The organism is Paenibacillus sp. F411 (genome assembly GCF_017582705.1).
Lineage (GTDB): Bacteria > Bacillota > Bacilli > Paenibacillales > Paenibacillaceae > Paenibacillus_AQ > Paenibacillus_AQ algicola.
In genome coordinates this window covers 20,293-34,652 of record NZ_JAGFIP010000013.1, presented here as the reverse complement: position 1 = coordinate 34,652, position 14,360 = coordinate 20,293, and the positions used below count along the sequence as shown (strand labels likewise).

The 14,360-nt window shown below is 50.2% G+C and carries 18 protein-coding genes; 17 read left to right on the top strand and 1 reads right to left on the bottom strand.

All coding sequences use genetic code 11. From position 1 onward, the window contains the following. Positions 1-41: 41 nt before the first annotated feature. Complete coding sequence (locus JJQ72_RS13825) at positions 42-1,031, bottom strand: polysaccharide deacetylase family protein (RefSeq protein WP_208204034.1); 990 nt, start codon at positions 1,029-1,031, stop codon at positions 42-44. Between the two features lie 94 nt (positions 1,032-1,125). Between JJQ72_RS13825 and JJQ72_RS13820 the strand changes: the two genes are divergently transcribed. The 17 genes from JJQ72_RS13820 to JJQ72_RS13740 all read left to right on the top strand — a co-directional run bounded on the left by JJQ72_RS13820 (position 1,126) and on the right by JJQ72_RS13740 (position 13,981). Continuing rightward, a complete protein-coding gene (locus JJQ72_RS13820; protein WP_138225547.1) occupies positions 1,126-1,503 on the top strand; it encodes a hypothetical protein in 378 nt (125 codons plus the stop codon). Between the two features lie 189 nt (positions 1,504-1,692). Further along, on the top strand, positions 1,693-2,304 hold the full coding sequence (locus JJQ72_RS13815) for a genetic competence negative regulator (protein ID WP_138225548.1): 612 nt from the start codon (positions 1,693-1,695) through the stop codon (positions 2,302-2,304). 49 nt (positions 2,305-2,353) lie between these two features. After that, positions 2,354-3,049 (top strand): glutamic-type intramembrane protease PrsW, encoded by a 696-nt coding sequence (prsW, locus tag JJQ72_RS13810; RefSeq protein ID WP_208204033.1) that lies wholly within the window; start codon positions 2,354-2,356, stop codon positions 3,047-3,049. Positions 3,050-3,125: 76 nt separating this feature from the next. Beyond that, positions 3,126-3,275, top strand: a complete 150-nt coding sequence (locus tag JJQ72_RS13805; RefSeq protein WP_208204095.1) for a hypothetical protein — start codon at positions 3,126-3,128, stop codon at positions 3,273-3,275. Between the two features lie 64 nt (positions 3,276-3,339). Continuing rightward, positions 3,340-4,692 (top strand): germination protein YpeB, encoded by a 1,353-nt coding sequence (gene ypeB, locus JJQ72_RS13800; RefSeq protein WP_138225549.1) that lies wholly within the window; start codon positions 3,340-3,342, stop codon positions 4,690-4,692. Positions 4,693-4,942: 250 nt separating this feature from the next. Next, positions 4,943-5,596 carry a flagellar brake protein gene (locus JJQ72_RS13795; RefSeq protein ID WP_208204032.1) on the top strand — a complete coding sequence of 218 codons (654 nt, stop codon included), beginning with the start codon at positions 4,943-4,945 and terminating at the stop codon, positions 5,594-5,596. A gap of 140 nt (positions 5,597-5,736) precedes the next feature. After that, the gene (cmk, locus tag JJQ72_RS13790) at positions 5,737-6,444 is read left to right on the top strand and encodes a (d)CMP kinase (RefSeq protein ID WP_138225551.1); all 708 of its coding nucleotides are present in this window, start codon (positions 5,737-5,739) and stop codon (positions 6,442-6,444) included. Beyond that, positions 6,441-7,031 carry a lysophospholipid acyltransferase family protein gene (locus JJQ72_RS13785; RefSeq protein WP_208204031.1) on the top strand — a complete coding sequence of 197 codons (591 nt, stop codon included), beginning with the start codon at positions 6,441-6,443 and terminating at the stop codon, positions 7,029-7,031. Before cmk ends, JJQ72_RS13785 begins: the two co-directional genes overlap by 4 nt. A 121-nt stretch (positions 7,032-7,152) precedes the next feature. Beyond that, positions 7,153-8,379 (top strand): 30S ribosomal protein S1, encoded by a 1,227-nt coding sequence (gene rpsA, locus JJQ72_RS13780; protein WP_138225553.1) that lies wholly within the window; start codon positions 7,153-7,155, stop codon positions 8,377-8,379. A gap of 189 nt (positions 8,380-8,568) precedes the next feature. Further along, positions 8,569-9,891 carry a ribosome biogenesis GTPase Der gene (der, locus tag JJQ72_RS13775; protein ID WP_138225554.1) on the top strand — a complete coding sequence of 441 codons (1,323 nt, stop codon included), beginning with the start codon at positions 8,569-8,571 and terminating at the stop codon, positions 9,889-9,891. Positions 9,892-9,902: 11 nt separating this feature from the next. After that, on the top strand, positions 9,903-10,526 hold the full coding sequence (plsY, locus tag JJQ72_RS13770) for a glycerol-3-phosphate 1-O-acyltransferase PlsY (RefSeq protein ID WP_138225555.1): 624 nt from the start codon (positions 9,903-9,905) through the stop codon (positions 10,524-10,526). Next, on the top strand, positions 10,519-11,559 hold the full coding sequence (locus JJQ72_RS13765) for an NAD(P)H-dependent glycerol-3-phosphate dehydrogenase (protein ID WP_208204030.1): 1,041 nt from the start codon (positions 10,519-10,521) through the stop codon (positions 11,557-11,559). Before plsY ends, JJQ72_RS13765 begins: the two co-directional genes overlap by 8 nt. Before the next feature lie 64 nt (positions 11,560-11,623). Next, positions 11,624-11,899, top strand: coding sequence for a stage VI sporulation protein F (locus JJQ72_RS13760; RefSeq protein ID WP_138225557.1), 276 nt, complete (start codon positions 11,624-11,626; stop codon positions 11,897-11,899). 137 nt (positions 11,900-12,036) lie between these two features. Beyond that, entirely contained in the window at positions 12,037-12,216 is a 180-nt protein-coding gene (locus tag JJQ72_RS13755; RefSeq protein ID WP_138225558.1) for a DUF2768 family protein, read from the top strand. 42 nt (positions 12,217-12,258) lie between these two features. Next, positions 12,259-12,849, top strand: coding sequence for a hypothetical protein (locus JJQ72_RS13750; protein WP_208204029.1), 591 nt, complete (start codon positions 12,259-12,261; stop codon positions 12,847-12,849). 57 nt (positions 12,850-12,906) lie between these two features. Next, the gene (locus tag JJQ72_RS13745) at positions 12,907-13,242 is read left to right on the top strand and encodes a 2Fe-2S iron-sulfur cluster-binding protein (protein ID WP_325053198.1); all 336 of its coding nucleotides are present in this window, start codon (positions 12,907-12,909) and stop codon (positions 13,240-13,242) included. 28 nt (positions 13,243-13,270) lie between these two features. Then, on the top strand, positions 13,271-13,981 hold the full coding sequence (locus JJQ72_RS13740; protein ID WP_208204085.1) for a DUF3939 domain-containing protein: 711 nt from the start codon (positions 13,271-13,273) through the stop codon (positions 13,979-13,981). The last annotated feature ends 379 nt before the right edge of the window (positions 13,982-14,360 follow it).

Here is a 14,360-nt window from a genome sequence, read left to right as displayed (position 1 = left end):
GGAGCCGTCAGGGTGTTTCTTTGGATGGCAGGTTTAGCCGATTATTTCATCTCCGGTTCTATTTCCTCCGGATTGACAAAGCCATAGCCTTTACTTTTCAGCTGGGTCAGCAGCTCGTCCAATGCGTCCACGGTCCATGGAAGCTCATGCATCAGAATATTGCTACCGGGATGAAGCTGCTCCATGACATTCCGGATCACCGCCTCCGGCTTGTTGCGTGTGCTGGCATCCCAGTCAAGGGAGCCGTTGGACCAGGTCATGAACAGAAGGTCATTCTCTTTGGCAGTCTGCTTGACAGTATCTCCTCCCGAGCCGAACGGCGGCCGGAAAAAGCGCGGCTTCACGCCAATTTCCTGCTCAACAATCTGCTGGACATCCTCAATCTGCTGCTTCACGGAGGCAGAATTTTCTTTCTTGAGGTCGATATGATCCCAGCTGTGATTACCGATCGTCTGCCCCCGGTCATGAATCAGCTTTAACAGCTCGGGGTTCTCTTCCACACGATAGCCGTTCACGAAGAAGATAGCCTTGGCATCATGCTTGTCCAGCGTATCCAGAAGCTGAAGAAGCATTTCTTCCTCCTTCGGGCCATCGTCAAAGGTGAGCAACACGACCTTCTCCGGTGCACTTTCCTCACTAGGTACAATGTTATATACCTTGTTCATATGGTAGCGCATCACTGCGGCCTCTGGTTGCTCGCCTTGATCTGTGTTCTTCCTAGGCTCCGCTTCGCCTTGATGGTCTTCAACTTCAGTAGCGGGATCCTGCGAATCATTTGAGGCCTCTGATTCTTCAGAAGAAGCTTGGCTGTCCTGACGATCTCCGGTAGACGGGGCTTCGGTTGGCGTCTCTGTTTGATCTTTCATCGTGTCTTCCGGGCTTTGACCGGAGGCTTCGTTACTTGTTCCTGAGTCTTCCTGTTGCCCAGGCTGGGAGCTTGTCTCCGTTGATTCCGGCACGGGCTCGGATTGGCTGCAGGCGGTAAGCGTAAGGCAGGCTGCCAGCAGCAGCACAGCTGTTTGTTTAACCATGAATCCATCTCACTTTCCTTTTTTTATATCGCATGAGTTCAGGGCCGACCGAGAACACTAGACATGAGTTTATCATATAAGGAGGCTTGATTTGGTGAAGACTTCGTCATTTATATACGGTGTCATTGTCGGAGCGGCAGTATACCGCATGATGTCCAAGCGCGGCATTTCCATGATGTCCATGGTTAAGAGCGGTAATCTTGACCAGCTGACCGGCGGAGCGAAGGACAAAATGAAAGACCTTGCTGGAAATACAGCAAACGGAGGTGGCAGCCATAACGGCAGCTCCCCCAGTACAGGCAGCAGATTTTCTTCTCCATCCCCGAATGTTCAGCACGGGGTATCGGCATCGGACCATTCGAAGGCTGCCAACCTGAATATGCTAAAAGATTTCATCAAGAAAAACCCGGATGTTAAGCACGAGGTCGAGCAAATCCTGAACGAGACGCATACAGTCATACCGGGTTTGTAACCCATTTAGCAAGTGTAGAATCATTTCGGATGTTTTTCCGGGATGATTCTTTTTTTGGGCAGCTACATATTTACGTGCATTTGTGGGTATTAAATGATAAAATCAATATAGATCACTATTTTTAGCAATGATCTATTTGAGGCATCATATTATGTTATTACTACTTGGTATATAGAGGAGGATCCTGTCATGAAAATAGAACGTCTGGGTCAAGATAAGATTCGGATTTTCCTCACGTTCGACGATCTCAGCGATCGGGGAATCCAGAGAGAAGAAATGTGGCAGGAGATACCGAAGGTATATGACCTGTTCACGGAGATGATGGATCAGGCTTATAGCGAGCTGGGCTTTGACGCCACAGGCCCGCTGGCCGTCGAGGTCTTTGCTCTTCCTTCCCAAGGCATGGTCGTCATTGTAACCCGTGGAAAGTATGATCATCATTTCGGAGGACTGTCCGAGGATGAAATGCCCGATGAAGTCTATGAGATGGAGCTGACTCTTGAGCACAACGGCAGTGTAATGTACGCTTTCAACGATTTCGAGATCGTGGTGGAGGCCGCTCATATGCTGAGCCTAGTTACCGACCATGCCGGAACGCTGTACAGCTATAAGGATAAATGGTATCTGTGGTTTGATGCGGAGCAGTTTACGGCTGAGAAGCTGAATGCGCTGACCGCGGTTTTATCTGAATTTGGCCACTCATCAACGGTCAGTGAAGCGGTTCTTGAAGAATATGGCACCAAGGTGATGGCTGAGGATGCTATAGGACAAATCTGTCTCCACTTTCCAAGTCATAACTAGCATTTTCGATGACAGCATTAACGCTGTCACTGAGTGAAGGGGGGATTCGGTGCTGGTGTTTACGATTTTGGCTTCTGCATTGGCACCGGGTCTTTCACTGCTGACCTATTTCTACCTCAAAGACAAATACGATCAGGAGCCGCTGCATATGGTCCTGCGGATGTTCCTGTTCGGATTTCTAATTGTGATCCCTGTTCTCATTATCCAGAAGGGCATGCTGAATTGGTTCGGTGGCATCATGTTCATCGAGCCCGTGTTCATTTCAGGCGGCGTGGAGGAGTTTCTAAAGTGGTTCGTTCTGTTCCATCTCATTTACAATCATATAGAGTTTGATGAACCGTATGACAGCATTCTGTACTCTGCGGCCATCTCACTCGGCTTCGCCAGTGCGGAGAACATCCTGTATGCTTGGTATAGTCAGGGCGCCTTTGCTCCGATGATGATCAGGGCGATGCTGCCGGTTTCGGGTCATGCCATGTTTGGAGTTATTATGGGATACTATCTGGGGCGTGCCAAGTTTAGCAAAGGCTCTTTGAGCCGCAGATTCCTGCTGATGTCACTACTCATTCCATGGGCGTATCATGCACTGTATGACCTTATTTTGAATACCTTTAAGAACAGCTGGCTGTGGTTCATCGTTCCGATGATGGTTCTGCTCTGGTACGGAGCCATGGGCAAGATTGCACGAGCCAATAACCGTTCGCCTTTTCGTATGATCCACAAGGACGAAGAGGTTAAAACTTAAATATAGCGGACACACTTCACAATAGAGCCCCTGCACGCACAGCTGCGGGAGACTATACATGGAGGTGTCTTTTTTTATGTTGAGGGTGAAGGTGAAAATCCGCTGCAAGGAATGCGGGGAACGCTACGTGCTGCGCGGCAAAAAAGATGGCGGACGCATTGAAACGGGCTTCAAGCAATGCTTGTGCGATAACCAGAGTCATTTTGAAATCGAAGAAGAGAACTAATGCATAGAACCACTTTCTTCTAGTCAAACTAACGGCAGGATTCAGAAGAAAGGAGTGCTATTGGATGTATAAACGCATTAGTGCGGTCCTGTTTCCGGTCACCGCCATCTTGTTCATCGGCTCGCTCGTGTGGGGAAATCAGTTAAAAGAGGAACGTAATGCCGTTGAGATCCACGCGGAGAATCAATATCAGCGCGCGTTTCATGACCTGTCCTATCATATGGACCGTATTCATGATGAAATCGGCAACTCGATTGCGGTCAATACGGCGTCACAGGGCATGCAGCGGAAAAGCTTGATGAACGTCTGGAGATTGACCAGTGAGGCGCAGAATGAACTCAATCAGCTGCCACTGTCCACACTGTCTCTGGAGAAAACGGAGGAGTTTCTATCCCGGATTGCCAACTTTTCGTACAAGACCGGTGTCCGGGACCTGACGAAGGAGCCGCTTAGCGACACCGAAGCCAAAACGCTGAAGCAGCTCTATCAGAATTCCGGCGAAATTACGAAGGATTTGCAGGAAGTGCAGAACACTGCTCTATCACAGAAGCTGCGCTGGCTTGATGTAGATATGGCTATGACAAGTCAGCAGGAGTTGGCAGGTAACAGCATCATTGACGGGTTCTCGTCGGTAAACAAAAAGGTGGAGGCCTATCCCGAGCTCGAATGGGGACCATCCGTAAGCAGCATGTATACCAAGCGTTCCGTCAAAATGCTGTCCGGTGTAGCCGTAAATGAAGAGGATATTCAGCGCAAGGCTTTGAAGTTTGCAGATCTGGGACAGGGTGCGGAGTGCACGATCATCGCCAACGGCCAGGGCACAGATTGGGAGTCTTATACCGCGACGGTGCAGGCTGAAGGCATGCAGCCAATCAGTATGGATTTTACCCGCAAGGGAGGATTGCTGATTTCCTACACGGACGGACGCCAGGTCGGCAGCAAGCAGGTCTCAGTTCAGCAGGCGATGGAGAAGGCGGAGCAATTCCTGGAGAAGAAGGGGTATCGCAGCATGAAGGCTGTATCTGCAGATCCCTATGACAATCTGGTCAACTTCACATTTGTCCGTCAGCAGGACGACACCCTGATCTATCCCGAAAAAATGACGGTGCGGTCTGCCCTGGATAACGGCGATATTATCGGTTTCCAGGCCAGTGAGTTCGTATATGAACACCAGGACAATCGTGAGGTGCCGGAGGCCAAGCTCAGTCTTGAAGAAGCACGGAACACGTTGAATGGCGATTTCAAGGAACAGTATACTCGAAAAGCGCTGATCAAAAATGATCGGGATGAGGATACGCTGTGCTACGAGATTGGAGGCCGGATCAACGGCTCGAAGTATAAAATATTCATCAATGCCGACACCGGTCTGGAAGAGACGGTAGAGGTTGTCAAGGAAGCCGATGAAGGGATGAATTAAGCTTTCTGCATGCCGCTTCGTGCTAGTTATTGAGCATTTCTATGGCGGCGGCACATCTCAAACCCTGCTGACCCACTCAAGTCCCCGGTATCTTGCCGGGGGCTTGAGTTATTTTGTGCTGCGTATGTGCCCATGCTCCGGAAGCGATGAAATGCAGAGTGAAATTTTTCAATTCTGGAAAATTTACTGAAGATCAGGGGTGCCGGGCCGTGATATAATAAGGCGGTGAGAAGCAGGGGGAGGAATCAGGGTGTTTCCAAAGATTAACGAGGTATTATTTATTCAGATTGATACCGGGGATGAAGCAGCATCCAGGATTGTGTACAAATCCAGGATCGCGGAAATGGACGAGCAGTCGCTGTACATAGAGGTTCCGATTGAGGAAGGATCCGGCAGACTGAAGAAGCTCTTTTTGGGAGATGAGCTATCTCTGTATTTCGTGACTGAGGGCGGGGTCAAAAATTACTTCAACAGCTATGTTCTTGGATTTCACGAAGATGTCATTCGCCAGATCCGCATTCGCAGGCCGGAGGAAGAGTCGATCTCCAGAATCCAGAGAAGAAGCTTTCTCCGGGTGCAGGCCGATCTTGAGGTTGCCGTTACGACCGGCTCTGGGAAGCAGTTCGTCACGAGAACTGAGGATGTTGGCGGCGGCGGCGTTTCACTTTATGCAGAGAGCCATCATGGTATTGCTGATGGTGAGACACTGGATTGCTGGCTGCTGGCGGCGTACAAGAACGGCGCAATCGAGCACATCCCTTTCAGCGGAGAAGTCGTTCGCATCAAAGAAATTTCCGGCTCCAGATCACTGGTCATGGTCAAGCTGAGCCGCATCTCTGACATGGAGCGTCAGAAGCTCATCCGCTATTGCTTCGAAAGGCAGTTTGATTTCCGAAACCGCTGAATGACGCGGTTGTTCCAGGGATTGGAAAGGCATTTGTTGGGGAAGCTTTTTGCATCAGTTCCTGTAGTGTGGTATAATTTTCACGTCGCAGGCTTTGCCTGCTTTTTTCTTGAGGCTTAGGTTTGAGGAGGAATGCCCCGGTGCATACGAAGGGGACTGGTGAACAGAACAGAATCAACATTGCCATCGATGGACCCGCTGGGGCAGGCAAGAGCACCGTAGCCAGAATGGTGGCTAGCAGGCTTCAGTACATATATGTGGATACCGGAGCTATGTACCGGGCGGTGACCTGGTATATGCAAAGTCATGGAATTTCTGCAGAAAATGAGCAAAAAGTGCTTCAAACGGTGCAGAATATGGTGATTGAATTAAAACCGCATGAATCAGGTCAGATGGTATTGCTAAACGGGGAGGACGTCACGCCCTTTATCCGTTCCCAGAAAGTAAATTCCGAGGTGTCCCGTTATGCTCAAATTGAGGATCTTCGGCACCATCTGGTTCATCTGCAGCGAATGATGGCCTTATCGAAGGGCGTTGTCATGGATGGCCGTGACATTGGAACTACGGTGCTGCCTGCTGCAGAGGTCAAGATTTTCATGACGGCCAGCGTGAAGGAAAGAGCTCTCCGCCGATTCAAGGAGTTGGACAAAGCAGAAGGGATAACGTTAGAGCAGCTTGAGACTGATATCGCTAGGCGTGACCGTCTTGATGAGGAACGTGAAGTATCACCGCTTCGACGTGCGGAGGATGCTGTGTTTCTGGATACGACGGACATGAATATTGATGAGGTCGTCGAGTATATCACTTCTTTTTGTAGAACTCGTATGGATGGGGAGAAAGAACAATGATTTATGTGTTTTGCAGAGCTGTTGTCCGGGCGTTGTTTCAAGTGCTGTACCGCTTTGAATCGGTAGGCGTTCACAACATTCCGGATCAGGGTGGAGTGCTGATCTGTGCGAATCACATTAGCCTGAGAGATCCGATTTCGGTAGGCATTCATGTGAAGCGCCAGGTTAAATTTATGGCGAAGGAAGAGCTGTTCAAGATTCCTCTGTTCGGCTGGCTCGTGAAGCAGCTGGGAGCTTTTCCGGTCAAGCGGGGCGGGGTCAGCAAGGATTCCATTAAGAACTCCCTCAAGATTTTACGAGGCGGAGAGATTATGGGGATTTTCCCAGAGGGAACGAGGAACTCAGATTCTGAAGCCGCGAAGCGGGGAGCAGCAAGCTTTGCACTTCGCAGTGACGCTGCGGTTGTACCGGCGGCCATTGTTGGAGAATACAAGCTGTTTCGCAAGACCCGCATTATCTACGGCGCGCCGATTGATTTATCCTCTTATAAGGACAGCAAGTCACCTGAGACACTGGAGCAGGTAACAGCTATGATTATGAGCCGTATCCGGGAAATGCAGGCCACAGGTCAGCCGACCCGGGAGTAGCCGCTGTGAAGATGAATAATTGTGAAATACTTTATGGCAAGCTATAACATGCATAATGATGTTTTGAACTTCGCACACGCGAGTTTAAATAAATGGGGTTTGAATTGAGGAGGTTATTGACATGTCGGAAGAAACAAGAAATCAAGAAAATGCTGAAACTCAAGATCAGCTGGACCAAATCGTATCCTTGAAAAAAGGGGACACTGTAAAAGGGACGATCGTCAAACTGGAGGATAACCAAGCTTATGTAAGCATTGGATATAAATATGACGGTGTGATCCCTGTCCGCGAGCTTTCCTCGGTACAGCTTGACAACGCTTCTGAAGCGGTTCAAGTAGGTCAAGAGGTAGAGTGCAAGGTTGTCAGCATCAATGACGACAAGGAGAGTCTGGTACTGTCCAAGCGTGCAATTGACACTGAGAATTCTTGGGAAGAGCTTGAGAAGCACTTCGCAGACCAGGACGTATTCGAGGTTACTGTCGCTGATGTTGTTAAAGGCGGTCTCGTAGCAGACGTCGGTGCACGCGGCTTTATCCCGGCTTCGATGGTTGAGCGTCATTTTGTAGAAGACTTCAGCGATTACAAGGGTCGTACCCTTCGCGTAAAGGTGAAAGAACTGGACCGCGAGAACAACAAGGTTATTCTTTCCCAGAAGGAAGTTCTGGAAGAGGAGTTTGAAGCCAACAAGCAGCAGGTGATGGCTGACCTTCAGGAAGGCCAAGTGCTGGAAGGGACGGTTCAGCGCTTGACTCAATTTGGAGCATTCGTTGATGTAGGCGGTGTAGACGGACTGGTTCACGTTTCCGAGATCGCTTGGAGCCATGTGGAGAAGCCGTCGGATGCACTGTCCGAAGGAGAGCAGGTTAAGGTGAAGGTGCTGAAGGTCGATCCAGAGAAAGGCAAGATCAGCCTCAGTATTAAAGCTGCTCAGCCGGGCCCATGGGAATCAGCATCTGACAAATTCAACATTGGTGATGTGGTTACCGGTGAAGTGAAGCGTCTTGTGAGCTTCGGTGCATTTGTGGAGCTGGCTCCAGGCGTTGAAGGCCTGGTTCATATCTCTCAAATTTCCCACAAGCACATTGGAACTCCTCAAGAGGTTCTGAAAGAAGGACAAGAGGTACAAGTGAAGGTTCTGGATGTGAACCTGGACGAGAAGCGGATCAGCCTCAGCATCAAGGAAACGGAAGAAGCTCCAGCGGCTCCTGCTCCATCGCCAAGAGGCGAAAGAGCATCCAAAGGTCCGAAAATTGACCTGAAGGATAACCCTAATGTGTCCTTGAACAACCAAGGCATGAGCGTAACGCTGGGTGAGCGCTTCGGCGACAAGCTGAGCAAATTCAAGTAGACTGTAGCCAGATCACGCACGTTCAAGCGACTATTATAATCATCGTCGGCGAACCCAGCTGGGTTCGCCGTTTGTTGTTTATATGTATGCCCATGATGGGCAACATGAATAAAAGGTGCATGAAAGGTTAGCCAATTGTACTGTTTTTTGCTATGATGATAAACGTAAGAATTGACAGGAGGAGTGAACATGGCAAGACCCGTTGTGGCTATTGTCGGAAGGCCGAACGTTGGTAAATCCACGATTTTTAATCGGCTGATTGGTGATCGACTAGCCATTGTTGAAGATAAACCGGGAGTAACCCGGGATCGTATTTATGGAAATGCCGAGTGGAACGGCAAGCAATTCAGCGTCATTGACACTGGCGGTATTGAGATCGACGGTGAGGATATGATCCTGAAGTCCATTCGAATTCAGGCTGAGCTGGCCATTGAAGAAGCCGATGTGATTGTATTTATGTGTGATGCCAAGGCCGGGCTGACACAGTCTGATGAAGAGGTCGCTCAAATTCTATTCCGCTCCGGGAAGCCGGTTCTGCTTGCGATTAATAAAGTGGATAACATGAAGCGTGCCGAGGATATATACGAATTCTACAGCCTGGGCTTCGGTGATCCCATTGGGATTTCAGGCAGTCATGGTACTGGGATCGGCGATTTGCTGGATGAAGTCGTGGACGCACTGCCTGAATTGACAGAGGAAGAATACGATGAGGATGTTATCAAGGTAGCCTTGATCGGACGCCCGAATGTTGGGAAATCCTCCCTTGTGAATGCCATTTTGGGCGAAGAGAGGGTTATTGTAAGCGATATCGCGGGTACAACCCGGGATGCGATTGACACCCCTTTTGAAAAGGATGGCCAGCGCTATGTCCTCATCGATACGGCGGGGATGCGCAAGAGAGGCAAAGTGTATGAAACGACGGAGAAATATAGCGTTATGCGGGCGATGCGCGCAATTGAGCGTGCAGATGTAGTGCTTGTGCTGATCAACGGCGAAGAGGGCATTATTGAGCAGGACAAGCATATTGCCGGCTATGCGTATGAAGCGGGCAAGGCGTCCCTATTTGTCGTGAACAAATGGGATGTGGTGGAGAAGGACGACAAGACGATGCAGCACTTTCAGAACAAGATCCGTGATCATTTTCTGTTCATGACCTATGCACCGGTTGTGTTCCTGTCCGCCTTGACGAAGCAGCGCCTGCAGAAGCTGTTGCCTGTGGTGAAGCATGTTGCGGAGCAGCATTCGCTGCGGATTCAGACGCACTTGCTGAATGATGTGGTGTCAGATGCGGTAGCTATTAATCCTCCGCCGACAGACAAAGGAAAAAGACTGCGGATTAATTATGCGACTCAGGTCGCTGTGAAGCCGCCGACGATGGTTGTGTTTGTCAATGATCCGGAGCTCATGCATTTCTCGTATGAACGCTATCTGGAGAACAAAATTCGTGCAGCATTTAATTTTGAAGGCACTCCGATACGTATATTTACACGGCGAAAGTCCGATGAAAGTTAGGGGAGAACGGCTTGATTCTGAACATCGTTGGATTCATTGCAAGTTATTTGCTGGGGTCTGTAAGCTTTAGTGTGCTGCTGGCGAAGCTTTTGAAGGGGATTGATATCCGGCAGCATGGCAGCGGTAATGCAGGGGCAACGAACACACTGCGGGTTCTGGGTAAAGGACCGGCCGTGCTCGTTCTCGCCCTGGATGTGCTCAAGGGCATTGCTGCCGTATGGATCGGGGTTTGGGTTGGAGACGGCAATGCCTGGCTGCCGGGTTTATGCGGGATTGCAGCTATAATTGGCCATAACTGGCCCGTGTACTTCCGCTTTCGCGGTGGAAAAGGCATTGCAACTGCGATCGGTGTGCTGGCGACACTCTGCTTCTTGCCTGCGCTGTTTGCGGGCATCATTGCTATTCTGTCTATTGTCTTTACTCGATATGTTTCGCTAGGATCGTTGATCTTTGTGCTTCTAACGCCGCTGTTTCTTCTGCTGATGGGCTATCCTTGGCCGGTATTCTGGACCAGCTTGATTATTGGGGTGTTTGCATTCTGGCGTCACCGAAGCAACATTGTCAAGATCATGCAGGGGAAAGAGAACAAGCTGGGCTCAGGAGGAGCTTCTAAAGGAGGGAAACGCGTTGTCTGATAAAGTGGCGGTGCTGGTGGCCGGCAGCTGGGGGACTGCGCTTGCGAGTGTCCTGGTCTCCAAAAAGCTGAATGTGATGATCTGGAGCCGGAATGCGGAGCAGGTTCAGGAGATCAATGAGCAGCATAGTAATCACCGTTATTTAAAGGGGATTACGCTATCTCCACAGCTGAAGGCGACAACAGATATGGAGGAGGCTGTCCGCGGGGCTGCCGCAGTACTGATCGCTGCTCCGTCGTCAGCGATGAGATCAGTTTGCAGTCAGCTGAAATCCTGTGTCAAGGACAATGCGTTGATCATTCACGCGACCAAGGGCTTTGAGATTGAATCCTTAAAGCGAATGTCAACGGTCATCTCGGAGGAGCTTGGGCGCAGTGAAGGCGACATCGTCGTGTTGTCGGGTCCAAGTCATGCGGAGGAAGTCATCCGGCAGTGTCCAACCACGGTCGTGGTAGCCTCGGCAAGCAGTGAAGCGGCGGCGGCGGCTCAGGACCTGTTTATGAACCATGATTTCAGAGTGTATACGAATCGGGACATGATCGGCGTGGAGCTGGCTGGCGCTTTTAAAAATATTATCGCGCTGGGTGCCGGGATGTCTGACGGTCTGGGATTTGGTGATAATGCCAAGGCGGCTCTGCTGACACGGGGACTGGCTGAAATAACCCGAATCGGGATTGAGATGGGCTCAAATCCACTTACCTTTGCCGGCCTTGCCGGGATTGGGGACCTCGTAGTGACCGCCACGAGTCGCCACAGCCGGAATTGGCGCGCAGGCTACCTGCTGGGTGAGGGAAAGGCTCTAGAGGAGGTTCTAAGCTCGATGGGCATGGTTGTGGAAGGGGTTCGCACCACCCAGGCTGCCTTTGCGCTATCTGAAAAGCACGGGGTACAAATGCCGATTGCGGATCAGCTCTATCATGTGCTCTTTAAGCAGCGGGATCCTCGGACAGCCGTCATGAACCTGATGGGACGGGATCCGAAGACGGAAATGGAAATGATGCCGCTCCAAACATGGGAGCAGTGGCATTCCTAGCTTAATCACACCTTGACCTCCTGCTTCATACGATAGTATGAGGATTGCCGGAGGAGGGGTGGACATGAGCAAAAACTTTCCTAAAGATGTATTAAGCGCGATTAATAAAAAAAGCGGCAAGCAGATTTCTTCGGGAGCTGTTAAAAAGCTGGCCAATACCGTGAAGCCGTCAACGCTGCAGAATGATGCCCAGCTTCGACAGCTCATCAAGCAGGTTTCGGCGATGGCGAACGTGCCTGTCAGCGAAGAGACCGTCAAAGAGATCATCGCGGCCGTCAAAAAAAGCGGGATGAACCCAAGCAATATGGAAGCTTTGATGAAAATGATGATGAACAAGTAAAGTGTGAAGGTTTTGAGAAACATGAGGCCGCTGTGTGCAGATACAGCGGTCTTTTTGCGTGGAAGGATAGGAGGAGATTCCAAGTCATGATATAATTAGGGCAGACATTTTAGAGAAAGACAGGGGGCAATATTAAATTGGATCCAATGCAAAAGATGTGGCTGTCCATGATCGCACTGCTGATTATGGCGTTGTCCGTGATCGTCGTTACATTCGCCCGAAGCAAGACCAAGGGAGCGGTACGCTTCGGCTTGTCCTTTGTGGCATTTATGATGATGCTGATCGGCTTTATTACCGGACTGGCCTCGATCACCTAATGGAGAAGGGCTGCATGCAGCTTGAGGAAGCAGGTGAAATACATGAATGTAGAGGATATGCCGGGATTGTCCCGAGCGTTGCAGCAGCTGTCTGTTTTACTTCAAGACCTCTCAACGCCCTGGCTGCTGGGTGGCAGCTGCTCGCTGCTCCTTCAAGGAGTGCAGCTGGATAAGCCGCCGCGGGATCTGGACGTGTATAGTGACCTGGAAGGGATTCAGGCTCTTCATGAGCAGCTGGCAGCCTATGCGTTGAGTCAGCCGCGCCTGGATCAAGAGGGTATGTATAAGTCCGTGTTAAGCCGTTATGAACTGGACAGCATAGAGGCCGAGCTGGTTGGCGGCTTTGAAGTGTGTTCAGGCGGCAGTTTGTATACTGTGGAAATGGAGCTTTTATATCCTGCTGCGCCGGATGTGCTGCTTCACGGTACTCCTGTCCGTTTAACACCTCTGAGCCATGAGCTCTTATTTAATGTGCTGAGAGATCGGGAGGATCGGTATCAGGCCATTGGACAAGCTATCAGATACCGTCCGGATCAGCACCACGCGCTGCTTCAAGATATGTTATCCCGTTACACCTTGGACAGTGAGCATACACTGCGCATTCAGGAGCTGGCAGGAATTCATAAGGGTTAAGCGGGGAAACTTCATCAGAGTAAGGAGGAGCTTGAACTGAAGTGTGAGGTTACTTTTATGCCGGAAGGCAAAACCGTCAGCGTCAGACCCGGAGTTACTGTACTGGCTGCAGCCAGACAGTCCGGGGTTCACATCCCGACCCGCTGCGGCGGGAAAATGGGCTGCCTCATGTGCAAGGTTAAGCTCACCGAAGAAGAGAGCAGTCATGTACTGCCTCCGAAGGAAGAGGAGCGCCGCAAGCTGGGAACGCTGATTGATGAAGGCATTCGTTTCTCGTGTCAAACGGTTGTTCATGATCATGTGCAGGTTGAAGTACCGGAGGATCCGCTGAAGGCGGCAGTGCGCCGACAGTTGGAGAGTGCAAGAAATCGGGATCGGGAGGATTTTATTTAAAGGGAAGTGGTGAAATCCAGTGAAAAATATGTATCTGGCTGCCATAGCACTTATTGGCATGCTGCTGCTTAGCGGCTGTATGTATCCCAATGAGGATTCACAGGAAGAGCAGGTATCTTATCGTGAAAGCGTGCGTCGAATTCAAGGTGCCGTGGATGATTACTATAAAGAAACATCACTGCTGCCGATTATGACTGCAGGTGAAGAGATACCGCGTTATGAGAAATACCGGGTAGACCTGGACAAGCTCAAGAATATGGGCTATATGGATGAAATTCCGACAACCGCTTTTGAAAAGGGCGGCAGCGGGCGTTTTCTGATTATTAATGAAGAGCAGGAGCCGCTCGTTAAAGTGATGGATCTGCTTACCGTGCAAAAGATAAATGATATGCAGATGTCGGTCGACCGCTACAAGTCTGATCAAGGAAAGCTCCCGGCTGGAGAAGAGCTGTATCCCGGCTTCACGGCCGTCGATATATCCAAGACCGACGCAAAGAATTGGAAGCTGAAGAGCTTCTATTCTGGCCAGGATGTGGTGATCATGATGGATCAGGGCGGCAAGGTCTATATCGATTACGCATTTGACATTATGCAAGCTATTCAGAAAAATGGGCAGGAGCCTCAGCCGGACCAGGATCTTCGGGTATATCTGGAATCGGAATCGTTTTATGTGCCCGTGAAGTCGGTCCCTTACCGTTGGGAGAACAATCAGCCTGTGCCTCAGCCAGGCTCTTCATAACCCGCACTCTTATAAGTATCTCTGGACATACGTGCCAGAGGTGCTTTTTTTTATGATTTGATCTGCCGGCAGTAGCATATTTGCAAATACAACACATAAAGATGGTTGGAGGCAGTAGGGTGCTTACAAAAACCTTTTAATCTTTTAAAAGACGGCGGCATATTTTGAGTCCCGGAACAATAAGATGTTACTAGTCCTAATGCATGTACGAGTTACGCCGCTTTGCCGTTTCCATGTCTCTCTTCGGAATCCGGGCGGCGGACTGCTGGCGGCATGGTAAGGCTGCTCAAATGCTGCAATGGCTTTAGCTGTGAGAGGAAACACGAAGCGGATGCTCTTAATAGCATTTTTCCTTCGGAGTAATTTGAGGAGGGGATCT

What these genes read in the sequence shown, in the direction of transcription:
- JJQ72_RS13760 (WP_138225557.1), top strand. Translation starts at nt 11,624, where the DNA reads ATGAGCAAAAACTTTCCTAAAGATGTATTAAGCGCGATTAATAAAAAA.
- ypeB (WP_138225549.1), top strand. Translation starts at nt 3,340, where the DNA reads ATGTATAAACGCATTAGTGCGGTCCTGTTTCCGGTCACCGCCATCTTG.
- JJQ72_RS13825 (WP_208204034.1), bottom strand. Translation starts at nt 1,031, where the DNA reads ATGGTTAAACAAACAGCTGTGCTGCTGCTGGCAGCCTGCCTTACGCTT.
- JJQ72_RS13750 (WP_208204029.1), top strand. Translation starts at nt 12,259, where the DNA reads ATGAATGTAGAGGATATGCCGGGATTGTCCCGAGCGTTGCAGCAGCTG.
- JJQ72_RS13785 (WP_208204031.1), top strand. Translation starts at nt 6,441, where the DNA reads ATGATTTATGTGTTTTGCAGAGCTGTTGTCCGGGCGTTGTTTCAAGTG.
- der (WP_138225554.1), top strand. Translation starts at nt 8,569, where the DNA reads ATGGCAAGACCCGTTGTGGCTATTGTCGGAAGGCCGAACGTTGGTAAA.
- rpsA (WP_138225553.1), top strand. Translation starts at nt 7,153, where the DNA reads ATGTCGGAAGAAACAAGAAATCAAGAAAATGCTGAAACTCAAGATCAG.
- JJQ72_RS13815 (WP_138225548.1), top strand. Translation starts at nt 1,693, where the DNA reads ATGAAAATAGAACGTCTGGGTCAAGATAAGATTCGGATTTTCCTCACG.
- JJQ72_RS13740 (WP_208204085.1), top strand. Translation starts at nt 13,271, where the DNA reads ATGTATCTGGCTGCCATAGCACTTATTGGCATGCTGCTGCTTAGCGGC.
- JJQ72_RS13805 (WP_208204095.1), top strand. Translation starts at nt 3,126, where the DNA reads ATGTTGAGGGTGAAGGTGAAAATCCGCTGCAAGGAATGCGGGGAACGC.
- JJQ72_RS13745 (WP_325053198.1), top strand. Translation starts at nt 12,907, where the DNA reads ATGCCGGAAGGCAAAACCGTCAGCGTCAGACCCGGAGTTACTGTACTG.